Below are 25,997 nucleotides of genomic sequence, written 5' to 3' on the forward strand. Positions count from 1 at the left end.
CTGACAGGATGTTGTCAGGAGCTTCCTGCCAATATCTAATCAGCCAAGGAGATACCCATGACCAGCTTCGTGCCGGAAAATGCAGTCGTATGGTTCGAGATCCCGGTGACCGACATGGCGCGCGCCAAGACGTTCTACGGCGCCGTGCTGCAGAACGAACTGACCGACCAGAACGAGGGCCCGAACCCCATGTCAGTCTTCAAGGCCGCGGGCCAAACCTCCGTCTCGGGCCACATCTATCCCGGCAAGCCGGCGGCTGACGGCGCGGGCAACACCATCCATCTGGCGGTCGCAGCACCGCTCGAGGAGGCGATGGAGCGGGTCACCGCCAACGGCGGCAAGGTTCTGTCGCGCGTCATCAGCATCCCCGCCGGCCGCTTCGCCTATTGCCTCGACCCCGACGGCAACAGCATCGGCCTCTTCACGACCTGATCGACCGTCCCAGGAGATACAACGAGCATGAGACGCGCCGACCGCCTGTTCCAGATCGTACAGCATCTACGCGGCGGCCGTCTCGTGACGGCCCGTATCCTCGGCGAATGGCTCGAGGTCTCGGAAAGGACGATCTATCGTGACATCGCCGACCTCCAGTCGACCGGCGTGCCCATCGATGGTGAGGCCGGCGTCGGCTACATCATGCGGTCCGGCTACGACCTGCCGCCGCTGATGTTCACCCGCGACGAGATCGTGGCGCTGGTGGCAGGCGCCCGCATGGTCAGGGCCTTCGGCGGCGCGGCCATGGCGCGCTCGGCCGAGGAGGCACTGGTCAAGATCGGCGCGGTTCTGCCGGACTCCGAGCGCGACCGAATCTCGCGCACCGAAATCCACGCGCCGCTCTACGTGGTGAGCCAGTCCGACCGGGAATCGATTGACGCCATCGAGCGCGCTATCGAGGCCCGCGCCGTGTTGACGCTCGACTATCGCGACGAAGCGGGACGCGGCACCATGCGCGACGTGCGCCCGCTCGGTCTATGGTTCTGGGGCAAGGTGTGGACGCTGGTCGGCTGGTGCGAGATGCGCGAGGGTTTTCGCGCTTTCCGCATCGACCGGATCGCGGAGCTGAAGCCGGCGGGCCGCAGCTTCAAGCCGGAGCGCGGCAAGCAGCTCGCCGATTTCTACCGCTCCATGGAAAGCCGCGAACCGCCAGGCGCGGACCACTGGCCCGCGCGGGAAGCGCTGTAGCGGCCTCAAGCCACGTCCAGCACGATCTTTCCGATGTGGTTGCCTTCCTCCATCCGCTCGTGCGCCCGCCAGGCGTCGCGCAGCGGAAAGATCATGTCCATGACCGGCGCCAGCCGCCTTTCGCCGAGCAGCGGCCAGACCTGGCGTTCCAGCTCGGCCGCAACCTGGCCTTTGAATTCGGTTGTTCGCGGCCGCAATGTCGAACCGGTGTGGACGAGGCGCTTCATCATCAGCTTGGCGAAGTTGGCGGTCGCCTTCGGGCCTCCGAGGAAGGCGATCTGCACGATGCGACCTTCCACCGCCGCCACGTCGTAGTTCCGGTCGATGTAGTCCCCGCCCACCATGTCGAGAATGAGATCGACGCCCTTGCCGTCCGTCGCCTCCTTCACGACGGCCACGAAATCCTCCTCGCGGTAGTTGATCGCACGGTCGGCGCCGAGCGTCCGGCAGGCCTCGCATTTGTCGGCGGACCCCGCAGTCGCGAAGACCTGCGCGCCGAACGCCTTGGCAAGCTGGATCGCGGTGGTCCCGATCCCCGACGAGCCGCCATGGACCAGGAATCTCTCACCTGACTTCAGGCCGCCACGCTGGAACACGTTGTGCCAGACGGTGAAGTAGGTTTCCGGCAGGGCCGCGGCCTCGGTGAGCGTGAAACCGTGCGGGATGGGAAGCGCATTGCTTTCGTGCGTGAGACAGTATTCGGCGTAACCGCCTCCGGGCGTCAGAGCACAGACCCGGTCGCCGACCTTCCAGCGCCTGGCTTCCGGCCCGACCGCCGCGATTTCGCCGGCGACCTCCAGGCCTGGAAGGTCTGAGGCACCGGGCGGAGGCGGATAGGCGCCCTGGCGTTGGGCCACGTCGGGGCGGTTGACGCCAGCCGCGCGCACGCGGATCAGGATGTCGCCACCAGAGGGGGCAGGTACCGGGCGCCGCTCCTGCTTCAGGACCATGGGTCCTCCGGGTTCGGAAATCGCTATCGCGGTCATCGTCTCCGGAATCGCCTGGGCCATCTCGTCTCCTGTCTGCTTCATCTTTACGGGCCGATTTGATTTGAGCCCGCCTCGAACTGTATCCTCCCCGCCGTGTTCGGCCAACAGGAGGGCGGCGCCATGAGCTTTTTCGATGATGAACCTGTCAAGAAACCGAAACCGCACGAGATCGGACAGGATCTCTCGCTGCTGTCGGTCGCCGAACTGGAGGAGCGGATCGGGCTGCTGAGGACCGAGATAGCGAGGCTGGAGGCGGAGCTGAAAACGAAGGGCAGCACCAAATCGGCCGCCGAAGCCCTGTTCAGCCGAAATTAGCGGGTTGACGCGGCGCTTCGGGCGCCGAAGAACCCCCTTCATCACGGAACGGCTCGAATCGCGAGCCACGACCACGAATGGCCGGAATGTTCGCAAGCTACACGCCCATCTTCTCGCTCCTGCGCGGAACCGCCTTCCTTCTCGCGGCGTCGGGTCTGCACAGCCTCCTCCTGCCGCTGCGCGGACAGGCCGAGGGTTTCCCGACCGCCTCGCTCGGCCTTCTCGGAACGGCCTGGGCGGGCGGCTTCGTAGCGGGTTGCCTGCTGGCGCCGCGGCTCGTACGCCGCGTCGGCCACATAAGGGCGTTCGGGGCCTTCGCGGCTTCTGCGGCGATCATCGCGCTGATGACGGGGCTGATCGTCGAGCAGTACACCTGGATTTTCCTGCGCATCTTCACCGGCTTCTGCATGGCGGGCTCCTTCATGGTCATCGAGAGCTGGCTGAACGAGAGCGCCACCAACGAGAACCGCGGCACGGTCTTCGGCATCTACATGATGGTCACCTACGCCGCGATCATGGCCGGCCAGATGATCGTGGCGGCGGGAGACGTCACCACCGCCTCGCTGTTCATGGTCACCGGCATCTTCTTCTGCCTCGCGCTCATTCCGACGGCGGTATCCACCGACGCCAGTCCGCGACCGCTCATGAGCGTCTCGCTCGATCTCAAGGCGCTCTACCGCAACTCGCCCGTCTCGTTCGCAGGATGCCTGCTCGTGGGCGTGGCAAACGGCGCCTGGGGAACGCTGGGCGCGGTCTACGGTGCGCGCATCGGCATCTCTACCTTCGATATCGCGCTGATGATGAGCCTCGCGGTCATCGCCGGCGCGTTTGCACAGCTGCCCGCAGGCCGCGTCTCGGACAGAACCGACCGGCGCTACGTTCTCGCGGCGGCGGCTTTCGGCGCGGCCGCGGTGGGACTGTTCATCTTTGTGGCGTCCGCCCGTGGCGGCACTGCCGTCATCATCATGACCGGCCTCTACGGATCGCTGGCCTACATCCTATATTCGATCTCGGTGGCGCATGCGAACGACCACGCGAGCCCGGAGGATTTTGTCAAGGTCTCGGGCGGGCTGCTCCTCCTCTACGGCTTCGGCACCATGATCGGCCCGGTTATTGGAGCCTTCCTGATGGAGCGGATGCGGCCCGAAAGCCTGTTCCTGACCACCGCGCTGGCGCATCTGCTGCTTGCCGGCTACACGCTGCTTCGCATCAGCCGCCGCGCGCCGATCCCGCTCGAGGAGAGGGAGACCTTCACGACCCATCCGTCCGAGCGCGCGCTGACGCCGGAGGCCCTGCGGCTCGATCCGCGCAGCGAACCTCAGCCGGAACCGGAGCTCGAGACCGGGGACGACGCCGCGCCGGCGGCGGGTTCCGAAGCGGAAGCGGAAGAGGTGACCAAGGCACACGCTTGAGTTTGCGGAGCCGTGGGATAAGCTATCCCGCTAGAAATGGTCAGCGGGACATCGGGGCAGCAAGATGGTCACGGCCGACGCATTCGCCGCCATATCCGATTCCAATCGCCGGTACCTGCTCGAGGAGCTGCGCCGCGGCCCCAAGACCGTGAACGAACTCGCCTCCGGCCTCCCGGTCTCTCGGCCGGCCGTGTCGCAGCATCTGAAGGTGTTGCTCGACGCTGGTCTCGTCCGCTCCAGCCCGGAGGGAACGAGGCGCATCTATTCCATCAACCCGGACGGCTTCACGCGGCTCAACATCTGGGTCGACCAGTTCTGGTCGGAATGAGGGGAAGTGGACCGGCGGCATGTCGGCCGCCGGTATTTCGCGGCTGAAGGATCGGCCTTCAGTGCCTCGTGGGATGGGATTTGAGCCTTTCGATCGCATCCTTGAGCGCCAGCTTGCGGCGTTTCAACCGGGCTATTTCGAGATCGTCGGCGGACGGATGCGCGATCGCCTCGTTGATCGCTCGGTCCAGGTCGCCATGCTTGCGTTGAAGTTCCTCAAGATGGGATGCTAGAGACATGAGTGCTGTTCCCTTTCATCGTTGCGTCGCATCGATCAGGAACCGCGTCCCACCGCAGGCCGCGATTCGTGACAACGCCATGACAGTGTGCCACCACCCCGGTTCGGTGTCGAATGCTGGATGGTAGCATTTTCTGTCGGGGCGAAATGTGATATAGGGCGCGCGTTGGCGGAATGCCCGCGACCCTCGCCATTTTTGGCGCGCAGACCTGCGCCGGAGAAGCATGAATGTCGGAACAGGACCAGGCCGAAGTTCGTCTCGAATTTGCGCGCTTGAAGCAGGAACACGCGGATTTCGATGCCGCGATCGCCGCGATGATTGCCACAGGCTGCGATCCCATCCAGATCCAGCGCATGAAGAAGAAGAAGCTGGCCCTGAAGGACCGGCTCACGTTGCTCGAAGATCGCTCCATTCCCGATATCATCGCCTGAATCGCGCCTGCTTGCGGGTGCGGATCGTTTCCGGTAAGCCCCGGCTTTCTCGAAAGGGGCCGGAATCGTGACGGACCGCCGCGCCGAAGTCGCCATCATCATGGGCAGCCAGTCGGACTGGGCGACGATGCGCCACGCCGCCGACACGCTCGCGTCGCTGGACGTGCCGCACGAGAGCCTGATCGTCTCGGCCCACCGCACGCCCGAGCGGCTTTACGATTTCGCTCGCGGGGCGCGCGATGCCGGATACAAGGTGATCATCGCCGGAGCCGGCGGCGCCGCGCACCTGCCCGGCATGACGGCGGCGCTGACGCCCCTTCCCGTCTTCGGCGTCCCCGTTGAATCCAAAGCGCTTTCAGGACGGGACTCGCTGTTGTCGATCGTCCAGATGCCGGCAGGCGTCCCGGTCGGGACACTAGCGATCGGGCGCGCGGGAGCGGTGAACGCGGCGCTATTGGCGGCGGCCGTTCTTGCGCTATCCGACGACGCGCTCGCCGGGAGGCTCGACGGCTACCGCGCCGAACAGACCGCCAAGGTGGCGGCGCGACCGGCGGACGAGACATGATCCGTCCGCTCGCCCCCGGCGCCACCATCGGCATCATCGGCGGCGGCCAGCTCGGCCGCATGCTGTCGATGGCCGCGGCGCGGCTGGGATACCGGACCGTGATCCTGGAGCCACAGCCGGATTGCCCGGCAGCGCAAGTCTCCAGCAGCCAGATCGTGGCGGGCTACGACGACCGGGCCGCACTCACCGGCCTCGCCGCCCAGTGCGACGTCGTCACCTACGAGTTCGAGAACGTTCCGGTCGGCGGCGCCAAGCTTCTCACCGACCACGTCGCGGTGTTCCCGCCGCCCCTGGCGCTGGAGACTGCCCAGGACAGGCTGGCCGAAAAGACCTTCCTCAACCGGCAAGGGATATCCACAGCCCGCTTCGCCTCTGTGGATAGTGAGGAAGATCTGGCAGCGGGACTGAAGGAGTTCGGCGGTGAAGGCGTGCTCAAGACCCGCCGCTTCGGCTATGACGGCAAGGGCCAGCGCGTCTTCCGCAAGGGCGGCAAGGGCGAGCGCGACGGCGCGTTCGCGGCGATGGGGGGAGTGCCGCTGATCCTGGAATCGCTGGTCCCCTTCGGCTTCGAGTTCTCCATCATCGCCGCGCGCGGGCAGGACGGGTCGAAGAAGGCCTACGATGCCGTGCGCAACGAGCACCGCGAAGGCATCCTCCGCCGCTCCACCGTTCCGGCGGCGATGCTCACCCATATGGAGGAAGCCGCGCGCGAGGCGGCCTTCACGCTCATGGATGCGCTCGGCTATGTCGGCGTGATCGGGGTGGAATTCTTCGCGCTCGACGACGGCACCGCGCTCGCCAACGAGTTCGCACCGCGCGTCCACAATTCCGGCCACTGGACGGAAGCCGCTTGCGCGGTGTCGCAGTTCGAGCAGCACATCCGCGCCGTCGCCGGCCTGCCGCTGGGCGATACGAAGCGGCATTCGGACTGCATGATGGAAAACCTGATCGGCGACGAGATCGAGCGCATCCCCGATCTGTTGTGGGAAGACGGGGTGGTTCTCGAACTCTACGGTAAGACGGAAACGCGGCCCGGCCGCAAGATGGGCCATTTCACGCGGCTGACCTCCTGATCGCGACCGCCGCCCGATCTTCGGTGCGGCCATTCCGGTTGACACGATCCGCGCTTTGCGGCTAAGAGCACGCGACTTTTTCGGAGCGCGCCGCAAGGCGCGTCTTTCAATTATGGGCCCAGCGGGCCGCACAGCACGGGCTGAGACAATGAAGATCAAGAATTCGCTCAAGGCGCTCAAAAGCCGCCACCGGGACAACCGCATGGTTCGCCGCAAGGGCCGAATCTACATCATCAACAAGAGCGCCCCCCGCTACAAAGCCCGCCAAGGCTGATCGGGCGAACGGGCGCTTTTTCGAAGGCGTCCCGCCCCTCACGCGAATTTCAGTTTGACGTTCCGCGCCGCGAAGCTAGGTTTCGCGGTATGCGGATTTTTGTCGTCTTTCCACTGATTCCCCTGTACTTGGCCGGCGCTCTTGCGGTGCACGCGGCACCCGCCGCCCAGATCGGCGCGGAAGAAGAACCGTCGCGGCTCGATACGCTGTTTTCCGAACTGAAGCGCGAGCGCAACGAGAAGGCCGCCGAGCGCATCGCGCGCCAGATCGGCGCGCATTGGATGGATTCGGGAAGCGCCTCGGTCGATCTGATGATGCAGTGGGCCAACAAGGCGATATCCGACAAGAAGTTCGACGTCGCGCTCGACTTTCTCGACCAGGTGATCGTGCTCCAGCCCGGCTACGCGGAAGGCTGGAACCGGCGCGCGACCGTGCATTTCATGATGGAGAACTATGCGAAGTCGATGACCGACATCGCCCAGACGCTGGCGCTGGAGCCACGTCACTTCGGCGCGCTGGCCGGGATGGCGGGGATCCTGAAGGCGACGGGACGCGAGCAGGAGGCGCTGGATGTCTACCAGAGCGCACTTGACGTCTATCCCATGCTGCGCGACGCGCAGTCCGAACTCGTCGAACTGGCCGACGAACTGGCTGGCGAAGGCATCTGAGTGACGGGCCGGGTTTTCCGGGCCGCCGCCCAGGGTCTATCCGGAACACCCCTCACAGCCCGGCCTCAGCGATGAACCTCCTCTACGCCGCCGCGTCGTTTCTCGTCGCGCTCCTTCTCATCCTCGTCGGCGTCACACGGGTCGGGGCGTGGTTGATCGAGCGGCGCTATCCGCCATCCGGCGAATTTCTCACGGTCAACGGCACCGGCATGCACTTCGTCCACGTGCCGGCCGGAGAAGACGCCGACCTGCCGCCATTGGTCTTCGTCCACGGCGCGAGCGGGAACCTCCGCGACCAGATGGTGCCGTTCCGCGCCCGGCTTGAGGGCCGGGCCGAAATGCTCTTCGTCGACAGGCCGGGCCACGGCTGGTCCGAGCGCGGTCCCGCCGAAAACAAGAACCCAACGGGGCAGGCGGAAACGATCGCCGCCCTGATGCAGGAAGTGGGGATGCCGCGTGCCATCATCGTCGGCCATTCCTTCGCAGGCGCGGTGCTGACGGCCTTCGCGCTCGACGCGCCGGAGCGGACGCAGGGCCTGCTGTTCCTCGCGCCGGCCTCCCACCCCTGGCCGGGTGGCGGCACCGCCTGGCACTACGAGGTGACCTCGATGCCGGTGGTCGGCCGCATCTTCTCCGAAACGCTGACCTATCCGGGCGGGCAGTTGCAGATGTCGTCTGCGGTCGAATGCGTCTTCTCGCCCAATCCCGTGCCGGAAAACTACATGGACGAAACGGCCGTCCCGCTGGTGCTTCGGCCGCGCGCCTTCCGCGCCAACGCGCGCGACGTCGCCGGGCTCTACGCGTTCGTCGAGAAACTGGCGCCCCGCTACGGCGAGATCACCGCGCCGACCATCGTCATCTCGGGTGACAGCGACACGGTCGTCTACGAGAAGATCCACTCGGTGGGGCTGGCCCGCGACATTTCCGGCGCAGAACTCGTCTGGGTGAAGAACCTTGGCCACAAGCCGGACTGGATCGCCACCGATCTCGCGATCGCTGCGATCGAGTCGCTGGCGGGAGAGACGCGGGACCTCGATGCGATCGCCCGGACCGTGGAAGAGCGGATCGCCGGGGATCGTTCCGGCCCGAACTGCCACGACGAGAAGCCAGTCCTCACGCCAGCTGGCACGGAGGCTCCAGGGCAATGACAGACGACGCATTGAGCCGCATTGCCCGTTGCAGCTGTGGTCGGCTTACGGTGCGGTGCCTCGGCGAACCGTCGCGCATCTCGCTGTGCCACTGCCATGCGTGCCAGCGACGCACTGGCTCGGCTTTCGGTATCGCCATCTTCTTCGCCCGCGCTCGCGTAGCGGTCGATGGCGTTTATTCGACCTTCACACGCGAGGCCGAGTCCGGCTTCTTGGTCAGCTCGCACTTTTGTGGGGCATGCGGCAGCACCGTGTGGTGGGAGCCGGCGCGTATGCCCGACTGGATCGGCATTGCCTATGGGGCGTTCGCCGGCACCGAACTCCCGCCTCCCGACCAGCAGGTGCATGTGAAGCAGCGGCTCGACTGGATCAGGCTCGACATTCCGGAGAAGTGAGGACGCGTCGTTCGGATATCCCGGCTTCCGCCGGACGGGGCTTACATCCCGTTCATGCCTTCCGAACCGATATAGGCGATCCGCAGCAGGTTGGTGGCTCCGGGCGTGCGCAGCGGCACGCCGGCGGTGACGATGATGCGGTCCCCGGCCCGGCCGAAGCCTTCCGCGAAGGCGATGCGGCAGGCGCGATCGACCATGTCGTCTAGGTCGCTCGCATCCGGCGTGACGACGCAGTGCAACCCCCACACGAGAGAGAGGCGGCGGGCGGTCTCGACGACCGGCGAAAGCGCGATGATGGGTACGCGTGGACGTTCGCGCGCGGCGCGCAGGCCAGTGGTGCCCGACGCGGTGTAGGTGACGATGGCCGACAGCCGCAGCGTTTCGGCGATCTGTCGCGCGGCGAGCGAGATCGCGTCGGCGCCGGTCGCCTCAGGCTCGGAGCGCTGCGCGTTGATGATGCCCGGATAGGTCGGGTCCTTCTCGACCTGAACCGCGATGGCGTTCATCATCGACACCGCCTCGACGGGGTACTGGCCGGCCGCCGATTCGGCCGACAGCATGATCGCATCGGCGCCCTCGAAGACGGCGATCGACACGTCGGAGACTTCCGCGCGGGTGGGCACCGGCGCGGTGATCATCGATTCCAGCATCTGCGTGGCGACAACGACCGGCTTGCCGGCACGGCGGCAGGCGCGGGTGATCTGTTTCTGGATGCCCGGCACGGCTTCGAGCGGCATCTCGACCCCGAGATCGCCGCGCGCCACCATCAGGGCGTCGGAGAGTTCGATGATCTCGGCAAGCCTGGCGACGGCCTGCGGCTTCTCGATCTTGGACAGGATGGCAGCGCGTCCGCGCGCGATCTTGCGCACCTCGGCGAGATCCTCCGGCCGCTGGATGAAGGATAGCGCCACCCAGTCCACCTCGGCCTGGAGGACCGCGTCGAGGTCGCGGCGGTCCTTCTCGGTCAGCGCGCCCAGCGGCAGGTCGGTGTCGGGAAGGCTGACGCCCTTCTTGTCGGAAATCTTCGTGCCGGCCACCACGACCGCCTCGATCGACTTTCCGTCGGTCTTCACCGCCTTCAGCTGCAGCTTGCCGTCGTCGATCAACAGCCGGTCGCCGGGTTTCACCGACGTCAGGATCTCCGGATGCGGGAGATGGACGCGGGTGGCGTCGCCCGGCGTGCGGTCGTCGTCGAAGGTGAAGGTCTGGCCGACTTCGAGCGGCACGGAGCCTTCAGCGAACTTCCCGACGCGCAGTTTCGGACCCTGGAGATCGGCCAGGATGCCGATCGGCCGACCGATGGAGCGTTCGATCGCACGGATGCGACCGACCAAGGTGCGCATGAGGTCATGGTCGGCATGGCTCATGTTGATGCGGAAGACGTCGGCGCCCGCTTCGTGGAGCTTGCGGATCATCGCCTCGTCGGAGGATGCCGGTCCCAGCGTCGCCAGGATCCGGACCTTGCGGTTGCGCCTCATTGAGTCCCCGCCCCGGTTACGGCGGCCGTCCCGTCGGGCGCGGGATCATCGGTCAGCTGGACCATCCAGCTCGCCTGTTCGCCGGTGTCGTATTCCTGGAACCCGGCGCGCTGGAATCCGCGCGGGATGCAGTCGCGCACGCCGACGATCTTGAACTCCTTGTCGGCGACGCACATGTTGATCGGCCCGTCCCAGCGTCCGCCGCGTTCGGCATCCTCGGCATAGAGGTAGTAATAGCGCGACGAGAGAGGTCCCTCGATCAGGGTCTTGCAGGTGGAACCCTCGACATGCCACCAGCCCTCGGTGATCCATCCGGCCGCGGCACGATAGCCGATCGACACGCCGACCAGGCTCTGGGTCGCGTTGCAGACGCGGAAATCGGCGCGCGCCGCCCCCGACGTCATCGCCAGGGCGGCGAATGCCGCGGTCACCGTGGCCGAAACCGATGCGAGGCGAGCGATGCCTCCAACAGCCGGCAATGCCATGCGCGTGCCCCTTGCCCTTGGACGAACCATGCTTCGTAACTCCTTTTCGGCAATGCGCGGTCCGATGTCAACGCGCGCCGAGTCAGGCCATTCAATCGGTTAGCCACACCACTGCAACTCGACATTCGCCAGAAGATTGTCCAAAGCACGGCATTGCGTCTTCACCAACGCCGTGGATGGATGAGCATGGCACGCCGAACCTACGAAACTCCAGATCGCGCGAACATCACCCGATGACACGAACCGCAGTCTTTTCACCGTTCCATGTGGTCGAGGGCGATCGCGGGCGCGGTATCGTGATCCTCGCCGATCATGCCAGGAACGTGCTTCCCGGCGAGTACGGCGATCTCGGGCTGCCGGCGCGCGAGTTCGACCGCCACATCGCCTACGACATCGGCGTGGAGGCGGTGAGCCGTTCGCTGGCGCGGCAGCTGGACGCGCCGGCACTCCTGTGCGGCTATTCCCGCCTGTTGATCGATCCGAACCGCGGCGAGGACGACCCCACCCTCATCCGCCAGCTCTACGACGGCACGGTGGTCCCGGCGAACTATCCGATGTCGCGGGAGGAGCGAAACCAGCGGCTCGACCTGTTCTACCGGCCTTACCACGACGCCGTCGGGGCAATGATATCGTCCGTGGCAGCCGAATCGGGCAGGGCGCCTCTCATCGTGTCGGTCCACTCCTTCACGCCGGCCATGCAGGGCGTGGCGCGCCCGTGGCACGTTGGACTTCTCTGGGACAAGGACGACCGGGTCGTGACGCCGCTGATGCAGGCGCTGTCGGCCGACCCGGCGCTCGTGGTCGGCGACAACGAGCCCTATGACGGCGCGCTGCGCGGCGACACCATGTACAAGCACGCGATCGCCAACGGCTATCCGCACGTGCTGATCGAGATCCGGCAGGATCTGATCGCGAGCGAAGCGGGCGCGGAGGAATGGGCCGACCGGCTGGCACCAATCCTTGACGGCATCAATGCCCGGCCCGATATCCACGAGGTAAAGTTCTTCGGCTCGCGGACCGGGCCGGTCCCAGGAGGATGACATGGCTGACCTGACACCGGAACAGCAGCGCGACTTCGAAGCGGCGGCCTTCCGCACGCTCGTCGAGCACCTTCGCACCCGCACCGACGTCCAGAACATCGACCTGATGAACCTGGCGGGTTTCTGTCGCAACTGCCTGTCGAACTGGTATCGCGACGCGGCGAATGTCGAGGGCGTCGACCTGTCGAAGGAAGAGTCGCGCGAGATCGTCTACGGCATGCCGTATACGGAGTGGCAGGCCAAGCACCAGACCGAAGCGGTGCCGGAGAAGAAGGCCGCGTTCGAGCAGAACCGCCCCAAGGACCACTGAGGCCAAGGCACCGCCAGTCCGACGCAAAGCAGCCGCGGAGGTTTTCCGCGGCTGATGTCTATAGGGGTGGTGGTTACGCCGCGCCGGCGGCCAGCTGCTTTTCGAAGCGCTTGCGCTCGTTCGGGTCGAGATAGAGCTTGCGCAGGCGGATCGACTTCGGCGTGACCTCGACGAGTTCGTCGTCCTGGATCCAGGCCAAGGCGCGTTCCAGCGTCATGCGAATCGGCGGGGTGAGCTTGACCGCCTCGTCCTTGCCGGCGGCGCGGATGTTCGTCAGCTTCTTGCCCTTCAGCACGTTTACCTCGAGATCGTTGTCCCGCGAGTGGATGCCGATGATCATGCCCTGGTAGACCTTGACGCCCGGATCGATGACCATCGGGCCGCGATCTTCTAGATTCCACATGGCAAATGCCACCGATTCGCCCTGGTCGTTGGAGATCAGAACGCCGTTGGTTCGGCCGGCCAGCTCGCCCTTGTAAGGCTGGTAGGAATGGAAGAGGCGGTTCATCACCGCGGTACCCCGCGTGTCGGTCAGGAGCTCCGACTGGTAGCCGATCAGGCCGCGGGTCGGGGCATGGAAGACCAGGCGCTGGCGGTCGCCGCCCGAGGGGCGCAACTCGACCATCTCGGCCTTGCGCTCGCTCATCTTCTGCACGACGACGCCGGAATGCTCCTCGTCGACGTCGATGACGACTTCCTCGACCGGCTCCAGGAGCTGGCCGTCCTCGCCCTTCTGCATGACGACGCGCGGACGCGACACGGCGAGTTCGAAACCCTCGCGGCGCATGGTCTCGATCAGCACCGCGAGCTGAAGCTCGCCGCGGCCCGAGACATAGAACGAATCCTTCTCGGTCGATTCCTCGATCTTCAGCGCCACGTTGCCTTCGGCCTCGCGCAGCAGCCGGTCGCGGATGACGCGGCTGGTGACCTTGTCGCCCTCGGTGCCGGCGAGCGGGCTGTCGTTGACTATGAACGACATGGTGACGGTAGGCGGATCGATCGGCTGCGCATGCAGCGGCTCTGTGACGGCCGGATCGCAGAACGTGTCGGCGACGGTGCCCTTGGACAGGCCGGCGATGGCGACGATGTCGCCCGCCTGCGCCTCGTCGATCGGCTGACGCTCGAGGCCGCGGAAAGCGAGGATCTTGGAGACGCGGCCGGTCTCGACCAGCGACCCGTCATTGGCGAGCACCTTGACCGACTGGTTGGACTTCAGCGAACCGGACTCGATGCGGCCGGTGATGATGCGACCAAGGAAGGCGTTGGCCTCCAACAGCGTGCCGATCATGCGGAAGGGGCCGGGATGCACCGTCGGCGCCGGCACATGCTTGACCACGAGATCGAAAAGCGGCGCGAGCCCCTGATCCTTGGGGCCTTCCGGGTTTTCGGCCACCCAGCCGTCGCGGCCCGAGCCGTAAAGGATCGGGAAGTCGAGCTGCTCGTCGGTGGCGTCGAGCGCCGCGAAAAGGTCGAACACCTCGTTAACCACCTCGACGTGGCGAGCGTCTGGACGGTCGATCTTGTTGATCACCACGATGGGCTTGAGGCCGACCTTCAGCGCCTTGCCGACCACGAACTTGGTCTGCGGCATCGGGCCTTCGGCGGCGTCGACCAGCACGATGGCCGAATCCACCATCGACAGAATGCGCTCCACCTCGCCGCCGAAATCGGCGTGGCCAGGCGTGTCGACGATGTTGATGCGATAATCCTTCCAGTCGACCGAGGTCGCCTTGGCGAGGATGGTGATGCCGCGTTCCTTTTCGAGGTCGTTGGAATCCATCGCGCGCTCGGCGACGCGCTGGTTCTCGCGGAACGAGCCGGACTGTTTCAGGAGATTGTCGACCAGCGTGGTCTTGCCATGGTCGACGTGCGCGATGATCGCGATATTGCGAAGATTCATATGGGTCACTCGGGGGTGCGTGGCGGGCGCTGGAGCGCTCCGCATTACGGTTGGGCGGCACATACAGCGTTTTTCGCAATTGCGAAAGGGCGTGCCTCTCGAAAGCAGATAGTGCTTTGAGCACTTTTCGCCACCCATTGACGGAACCTTTACCTTGAAAGGTCGTTAATGGCGATTGCGAACCACCCGTTTCGGGCAGATCAGGCCATGAATTTCGTCCTACCCACCATCCTCGTCGCCTCGGCGCTGGCAATTTCGTCCTTCGGCCGACCCGATATCAACGTCGCGCGGGAAGCCGCGCCGCCGCATGTGGAGACGAGCGACGAATGGAACCCGGATCTCGCCTGGGTCGATCCGGTGATAACCGGCCCGGTGTCGGAGGAATATGCGCGCATCCGCGACAAGGCTGGATGTGACGAGGCCGTGTGGCCGGATGTTCCCAAGGTCTGCTTCCCGGACTGAATTCCTAGCCCGAACTCGCCGCGCGCAGCATCATCAGTTCTCCGATGTTCTCGATCGTCACGTAGCCGACGAGACGTTCCTCTGCATCGAGTACCGCAACCGCCGGTGCCTTGCTCTTCTGGAGCGCGTCGAGCGCGGCGGTCAGCCGCTCGCTGCGTCTGACATGCGGGATGTCGCAGTTCATGACGTCGATCACGGGCGTAGACGCCCCACCCTGTTTCATCCCTTCCACCAGCGCACCGCGGGTCAAAAATCCCCGCAGGCGACCGGCGCCGTCGAGCACCGGGAACTCGTGCTGGGTCGTGCGCAGCAGCGCATCGCCCGCATCCGCCAGCGTGGAGGAGAGACCCAGCGTCTCGTAGCTGACGATCATCGTCTCCTCGACAGAGAAGGCGCGCGCAGCGTCCTGAAGGCCGATCGCCTGCGTCTCGGCGTTGGCTGCGAGATAGACGAAGATTGCGACGAAGATCAGCAGCGGATTGCCGCCGATCAGCCCGAGGAAGCCGAACAGGAATGCGGCGATCTGCCCGACGGTGCCGGCGATCTCGGTCGCCCGCACGCGTGGATAGCGGGTGGCGAGCAGCGCCCGAAGCACGCGCCCGCCATCCATGGGAAAGGCCGGGATGAGGTTGAACAGGACGAGCACGACGTTGACCGCCGCCAGTCGCGCCCAAAAACCCTGCGCCGGGTTTTCCATGGCCGACAGCGTCTGGCCGTCGACCTGCGCACCGATGACGAGGATCAGCAGCGCTGCGATCACCACGTTCACGGCGGGCCCCGCCAGCGCGACGAAGATCTCCTCCGACGGCTTTTCCGGCATCCTTTCGAGCTCCGCCACGCCACCGATCGGCAGCAGCGTGATCCGCGGCGTCCCGATGCCGTAGCGCCGCGCCGCGAGCGCGTGTCCGAATTCGTGCAGGACCACGCACGTGAAGACGGCCACGATGAAGGCCACGCCTTCCGCTGCCGCGGCCCCGCCGCCGCTCTGGAAATGCACGATGCCGATCCACAGGAGCAGCAGGAAGAAGGTGACGTGGATCCGCACCTCGCTGCCGGCGATACGGGCTATGGGAAAGGACCATTTCATGGCCAGACTCCTGTCGCGTCATCGAAGATGTAGCGACTGGAAAGGAGAACCGCCAGTTCGAGGGCGGGCCCGACGTGGGCGAAGCGGCGTTCGCGCGAGCATGCGACGTGGCACCGGAACCCAAAACGGCCGAGGAGGGACGGCGGCCGTGCCGCCGTCCCCTAGTCGATACGAAGGATCAGGCGCTGCGGACCGGGTCGAGCGTGACCTTGTAGAGTTCGGCGTCGCCGCGATCCATCAGACGCACGGTCATCTGCTCCGTCTGGCCGTCGATGTCGACGAGACCGAAGAACTGCAGGCCGGCCGACGGCGGCAGATTGACCTGCCCGGCTTCGGGTGCCTTCACGAACTTCAGGTCCGGACCGAAGGTCATGTCGAGGTCGTTCGGGCCGAACGTGCCCGCGTGGATCGGGCCGGACACGAATTCCCAGAACGGTTCGAAATCCTGGAACTGCGCCTTCGACGGATCGTAATAGTGCGCGGCCGTGTAGTGGACGTCGGCCGTGAGCCACACGGTGTTGTCGATGCCGGCGTTCTTGATGAAGCGCAGCAGATCCGCGATCTCGAACTCGCGGCCTTTCGCGGTGCCGTTCTCGGCATTGGCGATGGCCTCGAACTTGGTGTCCCCGTCGCGCACCACCAGGCCGATCGGCATGTCGGCGGCGATGACCTTCCAGGTCGCCTTCGAATTGGCCAGTTCGCGCTTCAGCCAAGCGATCTGCTGTGCCCCGAGGAACACGGTGGCCTCGCTCTCCTGGGTCTGCGTGTTCTCCGTGTTCGGCCCGCGATAAGACCGCATGTCGAGGAAGAAGACGTCGAGAAGCGGTCCATAGGCGATCTTGCGGTAGACGCGGCCGGGTTCGGCGGGCGTGTAGCGGATCGGCGTCATCTCGTGGAAGGCGCGCGCGGCGCGCGACGAAAGCAGCGCGATGGATTTCTCGGTGTAGCGGTCGTCGGCGGTCAGGTCCTTCGAGGACGACCAGTTGTTGACGACCTCGTGGTCGTCCCACTGGAAGAAGGTCGGGCAGATAGCGTTGAGCGCGCGGCAGTGCTCGTCCATCATGTTGTATTTCCACTGGCCGCGGTACTCGTCGAGCGTCTCGGCGACCTTGCGCTTCTCGTCGATCAGCACCTTGTTGACCCATTTGGTGCCATCCTTGAGGTCGACCTCCTCGGTCATTGGGCCGTCGGCGTAGATGGTGTCGCCCGAGTGGAGGAAGAAGTCGGGCGTGTGTTTCGCCATGGTGGCATAGGTGAGCATGCCGGTATCGTCGATGCCCCAGCCCTGGCCGGCGGTATCGCCCGACCACGCGAAGCGGATGTCGCGCTTCGAGGCCGGCGCGGTGCGGAAGCGGCCGACGATCGGCTCCGACACCGAATTGATTTCGGCGAGGTCCGCCGCCGTCATGCGGTAGAAGACGTCCTGGTCGGAGGGCAGGTCCTCGAGCAGGCGCTTGACGGCGAAATCGCTCTGCGGCAGCGCGTCGAGAGAGGCGAGCCGACGAGCATTGGCAAAGTCCTCGGTGGTCGAGACTTCGAACATGACGCGGGCGGGACGATCGGTGCGCGTCCAGATCATGCCCGACGACATGTCGACGTCGCCCGACTGGACGCCGTGGGTGAAGGCGGGACGGGTGTTCGCTCGCGAGTAAAAGGGCATCGCGAGGCCCGAGGCGGCGACGAGGCCGGTGGCGCCAGCACCCGCGAGAAGGGTGCGGCGCGAGACGTGTACGGATCGGTTCATGGCTGTCTTCCCCTGATGGCTGTGACGGGGGCGAACATCCGATCCGATTGTATCAGGCACGTCTAAGCTGCGTGAATTTTTCCTGAAATTTCTGTGACATCGCGATCCGGGCCAGGCTGCCGGGTCTAGACCAGTCCGCGCTTGGCCATCATCGCCTCGGGCGACGGCATCTTGCCGCGGAACGCGGTGTAGAGTTCCTCCGGATCGCGCGAGCCGCCGGCCGAATAGATGTGCTTGCGCAGCTTGCCCGCCAGTTCCGGGTCGAACGGGTCGCCCGTCTCCTCGAAAGCGGAGAAGGCGTCCGCGTCCAGCACTTCCGACCACATGTAGGAGTAATAGCCCGCCGAATAGCCGTCGCCGGAGAAGACATGCGCGAAGTGGGGCGTGCGGTGGCGCATGGCAATGGCATCCGGCATCTTGAGCTTGCTCAGCATCTCCAGTTCGAAGGCGATCGGATCCTCCGGCGCCTCGGCACTCGAGTGATATGCCATGTCGATCAGCGCGGACGCGGCGAACTCCACCGTGGCGAAGCCGGCATCGAAGCTCCGCGCCGCCTCCATGCGCTCCATTAGGTCTTTCGGCATTGCATCGCCGGTCTCGCTGTGGCGCGCGTGCTTCTGCAGGATCTCGGGCACCGTCAGCCAGTGCTCGTAGAGCTGCGAGGGCAGTTCGACGAAATCGCGGCTGACGCCGGTGCCGGACACCGACGGCCAGGTGACTTCGCTCAGCATGCCGTGCAGCGCGTGGCCGAACTCGTGGAACAGCGTGCGCGCCTCGTCCAGCGAGAGCAGCGCCGGCTGGCCTTTCGGCGGCTTTGCGAAGTTCATGACGTTGTAGATGATCGGCGTGGCGCCCTCGCCCAGCGAATAGCCGGTGCGCAGCGAACTCATCCAGGCGCCGGAGCGCTTCGAGGGGCGGTTGAAATAGTCGGCCAGGAAGACCGCGCGATGCGAGCCGTCGGCGTTCCGCACCTCGAAGGTGCGCACGTCGGCATGCCACGCCGGCACCTCGTGCTTTTCCTCGAAATCGAGGCCGAACAGTCGATTGGCGACGTCGAAGCAGGCCGCGATGACGTTCTCCAGGCGCAGGTAGGGCTTGAGCTGGAGTTCGTCGAAGGCGTAGCGTTCGGCCCTGAGCTTTTCCTGGAAGTAGCGCCAGTCCCAGGGCGACAAGGCATCGTTCAGGCCCTCGGCAGCCGCGATGCGGGTCAGCTCCGCCTGGTCGGCGGCGACCTTTTCGATCGCCTTGTCCCAGACCGGATCGAGCAGGTTCGCGACCGCCTCGGGCGACTTCGCCATCGTATTGTCGAGCTTGAGCGCCGCATAGGAGCCGTAGCCCAGAAGCTTCGCCTTCTCCGTACGCAGCGCGAGCATCTGTTTCACGATGTCGCGATTGTCGGTTTCTCCGCCATTGTCGCCGCGCGAGACGAAGGCGCGGAACGCGGCCTCCCGCAGGTCACGGCGCTTCGAGAAAGTGAGGAACGGCTCCATGATAGAGCGCGACAGGGTCACGGCGTACCGTCCGTCCTGATCGCGAGAGGCTGCCGCTTCCGACATCGAGCGCCGGAGGAAATCGGGCAGGCCGTCGAGATCGGCTTCGTCGAGGAACAGCGCCCAGCCGCGCTCGTCGGCCAGCACGTTCTGGCCGAACCGGGCGCCGAGCGACGCCAGTTCCTGGTTGATCGCGGCGAGGCGTTCCTTGTCCTTCGACGCGAGCTTCGCTCCGGAACGCACGAAGCTCTTCCAGGTGAGTTCGAGCACCCGCGCGGTCTCGGGGTCGAGCCCAAGCGCGGCGCGGCGCGCGTAGAGGTCGTCGATCCGCCCGAAGAGCTGTTCGTTCATGGCGATCGCGGAATAGTGCCGGGCCATCTTCGGCGAGATCTCGCGCTCCAGCGCCTGGATCGTGTCGTTCGTGTTGGCGCCGGCCTTGAACCAGAAGATCGCGGAGATGCGTCCGAGCGGACGCCCCGCGAGTTCGAGAGCGGCAAGGGTGTTGTCGATCGTCGGCATATCGGGATGGGAGGAAATTGCCTCGATCTCTTCCTCGTGCGCTGCGAAGGCCTGATCGAATGCCGTGGAAAAATCCTCGTCCCTGACCGCGGTGAAGTCCGGCAGGCCGAGAGGTCCGGTCCAGTGAACCAGAGGGCCGGTGAGGAGTTCTGAACCGTCTTGGGGCAAAGCGGAGCACCTTCTGAAATCGTTCGAGGCGGGATGTAGGTCGCATTCGAGCCGCACGCAACGCACTTGACGGAACGAGAAGCCACTCTATAAGCAGTGCTGATAATAAGCCCTCCTTACAAAGATGCCCACTCGACACGACAGCGACAGCTTCGGCTTCATCATCGGCGACCTCTCGCGCCTTATCCGCGCTGAGATGGAGCGCCGCATCGCGGCAGCCGGTCTCTCGGTCACCCCGGGCGAAGGCAGGACGCTCCTGAACATCGCGCGCATCGGTGCCGTCCGGCAGAACGTGCTCGCCGATCGCATGGGCGTCGAGGCCATGACGCTGTCAGGCTATGTCGACCGGCTGGAACAGCGGCGCCTTGTCAGCCGTACCGTCGATCCCGCCGACCGACGCGCCAAGCTCGTCTCGCTGACCTCGGAGGCGGAAGGGGTGGTGGAGGAACTACGCGCCCTGGGAGATTCGCTGCGCGTCGACCTGAGCCGGACCATGCGCTCGGAGGAATGGGATGCGTTGATGGCCAGCCTCAGGCAAATCCGCGAGAACCTCACCGGAATGAAGTGCAAGGCACCGGCCGCGGTGGATACCAGCGAATGAATGTGCTTCCGCCGGAAAACCGGACCTTCATGACCGAGCGCCGGGTCGGGCTGATCGGCGCCTTCATGGTCGCCGTCGGTCCCGTGTCGATGGCGCTCTACACCCCCGCCATGCCCGAAATCGTCGATGCGTTCGGCACGACGGAGGCGGCGGTCAAGCTGACCTTGTCGCTCTATTTCGCCGGTTTCGCCTTTTCCCAGCTGATTTGCGGGCCGATGTCCGACGGCTTCGGACGCAAGCCGATCATCATCGCCTTCATGACCCTCTACCTCGCCGCGAGCGTGGTGGCGCTCTTTGCGCCGAACGTCGAAATTCTTATCGCGGCACGCTTCTTCCAGGGCGCCGGCGCGGCGGTCGGCATCGCCATCTCGCGCGCGCTGATCCGCGATCTCTTCCACAACGACCGCGCCGCCCGCATTATGAACCTTCAGGCCATCATCCTCGCCGTCGGGCCGGCGCTGTCGCCGACGCTGGGCGGAATCATCATGGAACTCGCCGGCTGGCACGCGATCTTCCTGGTCATGGTGGCCATGGGGTTGGGGGTGATCCTGGTGTCCTCTTTCGGCCTTCGCGAAACCGTCCCCAGAGACCTGTCACGGATCAGGCCGCGGGCACTCGTGAGCTCCTATGCGACACTTCTCGGCAGCGGCTATTTCATGCTGTCGAGCCTCGTGGTCGCCGGAACCGTCGGCGCGCTCTATACGCTCGCCACGGTGCTGCCCTTCATCCTGATCGACCGGGTCGGCCTGACCGCGACCCAGTTCGGCGTCGGCATGCTGTTGCAGTCGGGCAGCTTCTTCGTCGGATCGCTCATCGTGCGCCGCCTGCTGCGCACGATACCGGCGGCGCGCCTCGTGCCGGTCGGACTGGCCTTCGTCGGCGCCGGCGGCGTCGCCATCGCGGTGCTGCTGCGCATCGCCCCGCCGTCGTATCTGAGCGTCATGGGACCGATCGCGTCCTATGCGTTCGGCATCGCCTTCGTCATGCCGGCGATGATGGTCGCATCCGTGGCGCCGTTTCCCCGCATCGCCGGTTCGGCGTCCTCGATGTCCGGCTTCATGCAGATGGGCGGCGGTCTGCTGGGCGGCACGGTGGCCGCGCTGATAGGTGATCCGGTGGTGGCGACGGCAACGATCATTCCCGCCATGGGCTTCATTGCAATCGCAGCCTGGATCGGATGGAGCCTGCTCCCCGAGCCACCCGGCGTGACGCGGATAGGCTCGGGCTGAAATCTTCGCCTGTCAGTCGATCTCGGGCCGCTCGAAATCTCCGGTCTCGCGGTTCATTATCCACAACTCACCGGTGGAGATGTCGAACCAGGCGCCGTGCAGCGACAGGCGTCCCTTGCCTTCCAGTATCTTCACACAAGGGAAGGTGCGGAGATTGGCGATGGAATAGCGGATCGAGATCCGCTCCAGCGAGGTCTGCCTCTCTCCGACCGTCATCATCTTGTTGCCGGTAACCGTTTCGGCGGCCGGCGACACCAGGCTCATCCACTTGCCGATGAAATCGCCCGGCGACAGCGGTTCGGCGGAAGGGTCCAGCGCGGCGCGGATGCCGCCGCAGCGGCCGTGGCCGAGAACCACGATGTTCTTCACCTTGAGGCTCTGGACGGCGAATTCGAGCGCAGCGGAGGTCGAGTGATGGCGGTCGTCCGGCTCGTAGGGCGGAACGAGGTTGGCGACGTTGCGGACCACGAAGAGTTCGCCCGGACCCGCATCGAAGATCGTCTCGGGCGCGGCGCGCGAATCGCAGCAGGCGATCACCATGGTCTGCGGCTGCTGCCCCTTTCGCGCGAGCTCGCGATAGCGGGTCGTCTCGGTCGCATAGCGACCGCCCATGAAGTTGCGATACCCGGAAAGCAGCTCGGCAGGCAGATGGTCCATGGCTACCGTTTGCGGCACTGTGTTGGTTTCGTCAATGTCCAAGATGAGCCTCTCAGGTCCATATGGCGACCGGAAGTCCGTGCGAATCGCGCCCCGGAGGATCGGGGAACGGCACCGCTTCGCCCCGCGCACGCCGCGCCGCGACGAGCAGCACGGCGGCCGCGTCGAGGAAATCGTCTTCGCCGCAGCCACGCGGCGGTGTGGCGTCGAGGAAATCGTATGGAATGCCACAGGCCGAAAGGAGGTCGCGCCTTTCCGTCATGCCGGCCTTGTGGATCCTGTTCCTGACCTTCTTCGGCTCGGCCATCTCCTTCTCGCCGTTGAGGCGCCAGAAGGCGGCTTCGGGATGGGATTCGATCACCCGCTCGGCGATTTCCGGACGCTCCCGCAACAGCGTGTCGATCTCGCGGATCTTGGAGAAGATGCCGAAGGCCTGGATCGAGATGGCGCGCGGCGGATCGGAGGTGGCACGCGCCACGACGCTCGCCCGCCGGTGCGCGTCGTACCACGCTTCCAGATCGGTGAACTCGGCCGTCTCGGCATGGACCGCCGCGCGGGAGGGAATGGAAAAAACGCTCGACTGCCTCTCCCCGAGTCTTTCCCTGACCAGCCGTTCCGGCCCGCGCCCGCCATGGCCCACCCGGTCGGGAAGGCCGATCGGCATGTCGACGGCGATGATCGCCGAACTCGACAGACTGTCGACCAGATCCGAGAACCGCGCGAAAATGCGGGATTCCAGCGGGCGTCCCGGCCTCGAAACGACGGCGATCCAGCCTGCCTTGCACCCGTCCACGCCGGCGATCTCGATGTCGGGCAACGGGACCGGCCGGATTTCCCGCGCCGGCTGCGCGAGGTCGCGCAGGCGGATTCTCGTCGACGGCCGGACGAGGCTCTTGGCATCGGTCTCGATCTGCAGCTCGTCGCCGCCCCGCGCGGCGGTGCGCGACAGGATTTCGAAAACCGACGCGGTCGTGGACCGCAGCGCCTCGCCAGGCGCTTCGCCGGCCATCAGCCGCGCCAGGAACACGGCCGCCGTCAGGTCGCCCAAGCCGTTCGGCGGGTTCTCCACCAGCGGATGTTCGGCAAGAAACGCGCGCGACGGCGTCAACAGGAGGTTGGCGATCCCCTCCGGTCCCGTGGCCGGGGCGGAGGTGACCAGCATCTCGCGGGGAGCGGCGGACGCTGCCGCGGCCAGAATCGCGTCCGTGGTGTCGAGCACCGCTTCCACCAGCCACTCCAGTTCGTAGCGGTTGGGCGTGGCGATGTCGGCGCGCGGAAGGAGGTGGTCGCGGATCGAGACGGCCAGCGCCTGCGGAACATAGAGCCCTGCCTTGTCGCCGATGACCGGATCGCAGACGTAGAGCGCGGACGGATTGCGCCGCTTCACCGCATCGACCAGCGAGGCCACACTTTCGGCCTGCGCCGGGGTTCCGAGATATCCCGTCAGCACCGCGCCGACCTCGCCGAGCCAGGGCGCGGTTTCGAGATCGCGCAGCAGTGCGGCGAAGGCCTGGTCCTCAGGAACGATGCGCGTCGCGCGCCCGTGGCCCGGATGCCATGGCAGTATCACGGTCGGCACGGCCCAGACGGGGTGCCCCAACGTCTCAAGCGCGAAAACGGCGGCCCTGTTTCCGACGGACCCGCGAGCGACATGGCTGGAAATGACGATGACGGAGCGAGGCGCCCCCGGCGTGCCGGAACCCATCTCAGCGGCCGAGGAAGAAGGAGATCAGCCACCCGGCGAGGACGAAGAGCAAAATAACCCCGATGACCCGCCCGATCCGCGTTCCCCAGACTTCGATCGCGTCGTCCTGATCGGCATCGTCGGCGCGCATGTGCTTCTGGACTTTTCGGGTGGCACGCATGGCGAAGGAACCGGACGGATCCGATTCCTTGGCGACGCGATCCAGAATGCGTCGCGATTCCTCGTCGCTTCTTCGCCTGTGGTCGGCCATGGCGCGCCTCGGTTCCCGGCTGCATGCTTCTAGCCCGTTCCGGCGGATCGAGACAATGGCGCACGGGACGGTTGGGGGAGCGGATAAGGGTTCCTTGACCGTACGTAGGGGCTCGGGTCTCAAGGCTCTGTGATTTGACCTTGCCGTCCAGCGCCCTTCCTTCAGGACAGGACAGGAACGAAAGGAAGAATAAATGACACTCTTTTCACGCCGCGCAGCACTGCGGATGGCGGGCGGCATCGTCGCTTCGGCACTCATGTTGGGGGGCGCCGCCGCACATCATGGCTGGTCCTGGACCGAAGACGGCTTCTTCGAGCTCGAAGGCACCATCAGCGGGATCTACGTCGGCAATCCGCACGCCACTCTGGACGTCGATGTGAATGGAGAGACCTGGCGCGTCGAACTCGCGCCGCCCTCTCGCACGATCGCCGCGGGCTTCACCGAAGAAGTCGCAGCGGTGGGTGACGAGGTCAAGGCGATCGGCAATCGCTCGCGCGAATCCACCGAGCCCCGCATGAAGGCGGTCCGGATCGTCGTCAGGGGTGAGACTTACGACGTCTATCCCTATCGCGTCCCGTCCTGAAGATCTTGGACGGTTCGCCGCTGCTGGATTTGTTGACGGGGCTTGAGCGTCTTGCACCGGTGGAGGCGCTCAAGGCTTCCTTCATCGCCTATCCGGTGATCAACGCGGCGCACATCTTTGCCATCGGCTCGCTCGTCACGCTGGTTCTCATGATCGACCTCGCCGTGCTCGGAAGGCTCCCGGCATTGCGTAGCCGCCGGGAGTTCGCCGGAATGCTCCGCCCGCTGGCGTTGGGCGCCCTCGCGCTGGCGCTGGCGACCGGACTGCCAATGTTCGCCATCCGCGCGAGCGAGTACGCGTTCAACCCGGCTATCCGCCTGAAGATGCTCCTCCTGCTGGTCGCCGCGATCAATCTGGCCGCCTTCGTGCTTCTGGATCGCAGCGCGCGCACCGCAGGAGACTATCCGGCCGCCGCGAAAGCCTGCGCGGTCCTGTCGATGGCGCTCTGGCCGGCGATCCTGCTCTGCGGCCGCTTCATCGGCTTCATCTGAGCGGCGGCAGCCTCTGCCCGTTGACACGCGGCGGCGATCACCGGAATCTCGCGCCGCGAGCGAGGGAGCGGGACGTGCGAGGGGAAGTTCTCTATTTCGATCCGGAACGCGGCATCGGCTTCATCGGCGGCACGGACGGAAACCGCTACCATTTCGACCGGAGCGACCTGTCCGGCCGGGCCACGACGGACAAGGGAGAACGCGTCGAGTTCGTGACGGCAGGGAACCGGGCGCACAGCGTGGTCTCTCTCGATGCCCGGCCGGAGGCTGAGCCTGGCGATGCACCCGAGATCGTGCCCAGGAGACAGACCATCGGGACCAGCGTCCCGACGACGGGGCAGGCAGCGGTGGTGTCATCGCCTTTGTCCGACCAATCGCTGTTCGGCTATTTTCGCACCAGCATCTCAGGCAATTACGCGAATTTCCGCGGCAGGGCGCGGCGGAAGGAATACTGGGGTTTCGTACTCTTCTTTGCGCTGACGGTGATCTTCGTGACAGTCGCGGGTGTGGTGATCGATGCCGCGCTCGGCAATCTCGACAGCGAGGAGCCCGTCTTCACGTCGCTCTTCGCGGTCCTCGTGGTGCTCGCCATGATCGTCCCGGCGCTCGCCGTCACGGTGCGCCGAATCCACGACATAGGCCTGTCGGGATGGTTCATCCTGCTCGGCCTGATCCCGACCTTCGGCAACCTGATCATCCTGGTCTTCGCGATGATCCCGTCGCAAAAGCGCGAGAACTGGTGGGGACCGGTCCCGGTCGGAGCCGCCTGAAGCCGGCGGC

At 65.7% G+C, this 25,997-nt stretch carries 31 protein-coding genes and 1 pseudogene; 20 read left to right on the plus strand and 12 right to left on the minus strand.

Translation table 11 applies throughout. The features are described from left to right. The first annotated feature begins 57 nt into the window (after window positions 1–57). On the plus strand, window positions 58–432 hold the full coding sequence (locus tag BSQ44_RS01615; RefSeq protein ID WP_072601634.1) for a VOC family protein: 375 nt from the start codon (window positions 58–60) through the stop codon (window positions 430–432). Between the two features lie 27 nt (window positions 433–459). After that, on the plus strand, window positions 460–1,182 hold the full coding sequence (locus tag BSQ44_RS01620) for a helix-turn-helix transcriptional regulator (protein WP_072601635.1): 723 nt from the start codon (window positions 460–462) through the stop codon (window positions 1,180–1,182). A gap of 5 nt (window positions 1,183–1,187) precedes the next feature. On the opposite strand, the gene BSQ44_RS01625 is transcribed toward BSQ44_RS01620, so the two are convergent. Next, window positions 1,188–2,192, minus strand: coding sequence for an NAD(P)H-quinone oxidoreductase (locus BSQ44_RS01625; RefSeq protein ID WP_114579905.1), 1,005 nt, complete (start codon window positions 2,190–2,192; stop codon window positions 1,188–1,190). Window positions 2,193–2,291: 99 nt separating this feature from the next. Between BSQ44_RS01625 and BSQ44_RS01630 the strand changes: the two genes are divergently transcribed. The 3 genes from BSQ44_RS01630 to BSQ44_RS01640 all read left to right on the plus strand — a co-directional run bounded on the left by BSQ44_RS01630 (window position 2,292) and on the right by BSQ44_RS01640 (window position 4,226). After that, window positions 2,292–2,486 carry a DUF1192 domain-containing protein gene (locus tag BSQ44_RS01630; protein WP_072601636.1) on the plus strand — a complete coding sequence of 65 codons (195 nt, stop codon included), beginning with the start codon at window positions 2,292–2,294 and terminating at the stop codon, window positions 2,484–2,486. A gap of 86 nt (window positions 2,487–2,572) precedes the next feature. Then, the gene (locus BSQ44_RS01635) at window positions 2,573–3,898 is read left to right on the plus strand and encodes an MFS transporter (protein WP_083534934.1); all 1,326 of its coding nucleotides are present in this window, start codon (window positions 2,573–2,575) and stop codon (window positions 3,896–3,898) included. 64 nt (window positions 3,899–3,962) lie between these two features. Beyond that, window positions 3,963–4,226 carry an ArsR/SmtB family transcription factor gene (locus tag BSQ44_RS01640; protein WP_072601637.1) on the plus strand — a complete coding sequence of 88 codons (264 nt, stop codon included), beginning with the start codon at window positions 3,963–3,965 and terminating at the stop codon, window positions 4,224–4,226. Window positions 4,227–4,284: 58 nt separating this feature from the next. On the opposite strand, the gene BSQ44_RS01645 is transcribed toward BSQ44_RS01640, so the two are convergent. Then, window positions 4,285–4,464 carry a YdcH family protein gene (locus tag BSQ44_RS01645; protein ID WP_072601638.1) on the minus strand — a complete coding sequence of 60 codons (180 nt, stop codon included), beginning with the start codon at window positions 4,462–4,464 and terminating at the stop codon, window positions 4,285–4,287. Between the two features lie 227 nt (window positions 4,465–4,691). Between BSQ44_RS01645 and BSQ44_RS01650 the strand changes: the two genes are divergently transcribed. The 7 genes from BSQ44_RS01650 to BSQ44_RS01680 all read left to right on the plus strand — a co-directional run bounded on the left by BSQ44_RS01650 (window position 4,692) and on the right by BSQ44_RS01680 (window position 9,018). Next, window positions 4,692–4,895 (plus strand): YdcH family protein, encoded by a 204-nt coding sequence (locus tag BSQ44_RS01650; protein ID WP_072601639.1) that lies wholly within the window; start codon window positions 4,692–4,694, stop codon window positions 4,893–4,895. 67 nt (window positions 4,896–4,962) lie between these two features. Next, window positions 4,963–5,460 (plus strand): 5-(carboxyamino)imidazole ribonucleotide mutase, encoded by a 498-nt coding sequence (gene purE, locus BSQ44_RS01655; protein WP_072601640.1) that lies wholly within the window; start codon window positions 4,963–4,965, stop codon window positions 5,458–5,460. Then, window positions 5,457–6,533 (plus strand): 5-(carboxyamino)imidazole ribonucleotide synthase, encoded by a 1,077-nt coding sequence (locus BSQ44_RS01660; protein WP_072601641.1) that lies wholly within the window; start codon window positions 5,457–5,459, stop codon window positions 6,531–6,533. Before purE ends, BSQ44_RS01660 begins: the two co-directional genes overlap by 4 nt. A gap of 148 nt (window positions 6,534–6,681) precedes the next feature. After that, the gene (ykgO, locus tag BSQ44_RS01665; RefSeq protein WP_072601642.1) at window positions 6,682–6,807 is read left to right on the plus strand and encodes a type B 50S ribosomal protein L36; all 126 of its coding nucleotides are present in this window, start codon (window positions 6,682–6,684) and stop codon (window positions 6,805–6,807) included. A gap of 89 nt (window positions 6,808–6,896) precedes the next feature. Continuing rightward, a complete protein-coding gene (locus tag BSQ44_RS01670) occupies window positions 6,897–7,475 on the plus strand; it encodes a tetratricopeptide repeat protein (protein WP_072601643.1) in 579 nt (192 codons plus the stop codon). A gap of 71 nt (window positions 7,476–7,546) precedes the next feature. Then, window positions 7,547–8,623, plus strand: a complete 1,077-nt coding sequence (locus tag BSQ44_RS01675) for an alpha/beta fold hydrolase (RefSeq protein WP_072601644.1) — start codon at window positions 7,547–7,549, stop codon at window positions 8,621–8,623. Next, the gene (locus tag BSQ44_RS01680) at window positions 8,620–9,018 is read left to right on the plus strand and encodes a GFA family protein (RefSeq protein ID WP_083534343.1); all 399 of its coding nucleotides are present in this window, start codon (window positions 8,620–8,622) and stop codon (window positions 9,016–9,018) included. Before BSQ44_RS01675 ends, BSQ44_RS01680 begins: the two co-directional genes overlap by 4 nt. Window positions 9,019–9,059: 41 nt before the next feature. Here the strand turns inward: BSQ44_RS01680 and pyk are convergent, their stop codons facing one another. After that, window positions 9,060–10,496, minus strand: a complete 1,437-nt coding sequence (gene pyk, locus BSQ44_RS01685) for a pyruvate kinase (RefSeq protein WP_072601645.1) — start codon at window positions 10,494–10,496, stop codon at window positions 9,060–9,062. Continuing rightward, window positions 10,493–10,900 (minus strand): DUF1036 domain-containing protein, encoded by a 408-nt coding sequence (locus BSQ44_RS01690; RefSeq protein ID WP_235633397.1) that lies wholly within the window; start codon window positions 10,898–10,900, stop codon window positions 10,493–10,495. Before BSQ44_RS01690 ends, pyk begins: the two co-directional genes overlap by 4 nt. A 314-nt stretch (window positions 10,901–11,214) precedes the next feature. Here BSQ44_RS01690 and BSQ44_RS01695 point away from each other — a divergent pair, with 314 nt between their 5' ends. Continuing rightward, complete coding sequence (locus BSQ44_RS01695; RefSeq protein ID WP_072601647.1) at window positions 11,215–12,021, plus strand: N-formylglutamate amidohydrolase; 807 nt, start codon at window positions 11,215–11,217, stop codon at window positions 12,019–12,021. Window position 12,022: 1 nt separating this feature from the next. Next, window positions 12,023–12,331: a DUF1244 domain-containing protein gene (locus tag BSQ44_RS01700; protein WP_072601648.1), complete on the plus strand. Its 309-nt coding sequence runs from the start codon at window positions 12,023–12,025 to the stop codon at window positions 12,329–12,331. A gap of 73 nt (window positions 12,332–12,404) precedes the next feature. Here BSQ44_RS01700 and typA read toward each other — a convergent pair whose 3' ends face one another. After that, entirely contained in the window at window positions 12,405–14,231 is a 1,827-nt protein-coding gene (gene typA / locus BSQ44_RS01705) for a translational GTPase TypA (RefSeq protein ID WP_072601649.1), read from the minus strand. A gap of 207 nt (window positions 14,232–14,438) precedes the next feature. Between typA and BSQ44_RS01710 the strand changes: the two genes are divergently transcribed. Then, the gene (locus tag BSQ44_RS01710) at window positions 14,439–14,693 is read left to right on the plus strand and encodes a hypothetical protein (protein WP_157894487.1); all 255 of its coding nucleotides are present in this window, start codon (window positions 14,439–14,441) and stop codon (window positions 14,691–14,693) included. A gap of 4 nt (window positions 14,694–14,697) precedes the next feature. Here BSQ44_RS01710 and BSQ44_RS01715 read toward each other — a convergent pair whose 3' ends face one another. From BSQ44_RS01715 to BSQ44_RS01725, 3 genes are all read right to left on the minus strand, one after another. Next, complete coding sequence (locus BSQ44_RS01715; RefSeq protein WP_072601651.1) at window positions 14,698–15,780, minus strand: site-2 protease family protein; 1,083 nt, start codon at window positions 15,778–15,780, stop codon at window positions 14,698–14,700. A 178-nt stretch (window positions 15,781–15,958) separates the two neighbouring features. Next, window positions 15,959–17,524 carry an alkaline phosphatase D family protein gene (locus tag BSQ44_RS01720; RefSeq protein ID WP_072601652.1) on the minus strand — a complete coding sequence of 522 codons (1,566 nt, stop codon included), beginning with the start codon at window positions 17,522–17,524 and terminating at the stop codon, window positions 15,959–15,961. A gap of 125 nt (window positions 17,525–17,649) precedes the next feature. Continuing rightward, a complete protein-coding gene (locus BSQ44_RS01725) occupies window positions 17,650–19,701 on the minus strand; it encodes a M3 family metallopeptidase (RefSeq protein WP_072601653.1) in 2,052 nt (683 codons plus the stop codon). A 124-nt stretch (window positions 19,702–19,825) separates the two neighbouring features. Between BSQ44_RS01725 and BSQ44_RS01730 the strand changes: the two genes are divergently transcribed. Both BSQ44_RS01730 and BSQ44_RS01735 read left to right on the plus strand, forming a co-directional pair. Beyond that, the gene (locus tag BSQ44_RS01730; RefSeq protein WP_072601654.1) at window positions 19,826–20,302 is read left to right on the plus strand and encodes a MarR family winged helix-turn-helix transcriptional regulator; all 477 of its coding nucleotides are present in this window, start codon (window positions 19,826–19,828) and stop codon (window positions 20,300–20,302) included. Beyond that, the gene (locus tag BSQ44_RS01735) at window positions 20,299–21,531 is read left to right on the plus strand and encodes a multidrug effflux MFS transporter (protein ID WP_072601655.1); all 1,233 of its coding nucleotides are present in this window, start codon (window positions 20,299–20,301) and stop codon (window positions 21,529–21,531) included. The genes BSQ44_RS01730 and BSQ44_RS01735 overlap by 4 nt, the downstream gene beginning before the upstream one ends. A 12-nt stretch (window positions 21,532–21,543) precedes the next feature. Here the strand turns inward: BSQ44_RS01735 and BSQ44_RS01740 are convergent, their stop codons facing one another. The 4 genes and pseudogenes from BSQ44_RS01740 to BSQ44_RS01755 form a co-directional block, all read right to left on the minus strand. Then, entirely contained in the window at window positions 21,544–22,188 is a 645-nt protein-coding gene (locus BSQ44_RS01740; RefSeq protein WP_072601656.1) for a carbonic anhydrase, read from the minus strand. A gap of 52 nt (window positions 22,189–22,240) precedes the next feature. Further along, window positions 22,241–22,981: a DUF429 domain-containing protein gene (locus BSQ44_RS01745; protein WP_235633398.1), complete on the minus strand. Its 741-nt coding sequence runs from the start codon at window positions 22,979–22,981 to the stop codon at window positions 22,241–22,243. 33 nt (window positions 22,982–23,014) lie between these two features. After that, window positions 23,015–23,893 (minus strand): annotated as a pseudogene (pdxY, locus tag BSQ44_RS01750) (pyridoxal kinase PdxY); the annotation flags it as partial. 1 nt (window position 23,894) lies between these two features. Beyond that, window positions 23,895–24,143 carry a hypothetical protein gene (locus tag BSQ44_RS01755; RefSeq protein WP_072601657.1) on the minus strand — a complete coding sequence of 83 codons (249 nt, stop codon included), beginning with the start codon at window positions 24,141–24,143 and terminating at the stop codon, window positions 23,895–23,897. Window positions 24,144–24,336: 193 nt separating this feature from the next. Between BSQ44_RS01755 and BSQ44_RS01760 the strand changes: the two genes are divergently transcribed. The 3 genes from BSQ44_RS01760 (at window position 24,337) to BSQ44_RS01770 (ending at window position 25,987) form a co-directional block, all read left to right on the plus strand. Then, on the plus strand, window positions 24,337–24,726 hold the full coding sequence (locus BSQ44_RS01760) for a DUF6152 family protein (RefSeq protein WP_072601658.1): 390 nt from the start codon (window positions 24,337–24,339) through the stop codon (window positions 24,724–24,726). 5 nt (window positions 24,727–24,731) lie between these two features. Continuing rightward, window positions 24,732–25,217, plus strand: coding sequence for a hypothetical protein (locus BSQ44_RS01765; RefSeq protein ID WP_235633322.1), 486 nt, complete (start codon window positions 24,732–24,734; stop codon window positions 25,215–25,217). A gap of 74 nt (window positions 25,218–25,291) precedes the next feature. Next, window positions 25,292–25,987 (plus strand): DUF805 domain-containing protein, encoded by a 696-nt coding sequence (locus tag BSQ44_RS01770; protein WP_072601659.1) that lies wholly within the window; start codon window positions 25,292–25,294, stop codon window positions 25,985–25,987. The last annotated feature ends 10 nt before the right edge of the window (window positions 25,988–25,997 follow it).

This window comes from Aquibium oceanicum (assembly GCF_001889605.1).
Taxonomy (GTDB): Bacteria; Pseudomonadota; Alphaproteobacteria; order Rhizobiales; family Rhizobiaceae; genus Aquibium; species Aquibium oceanicum.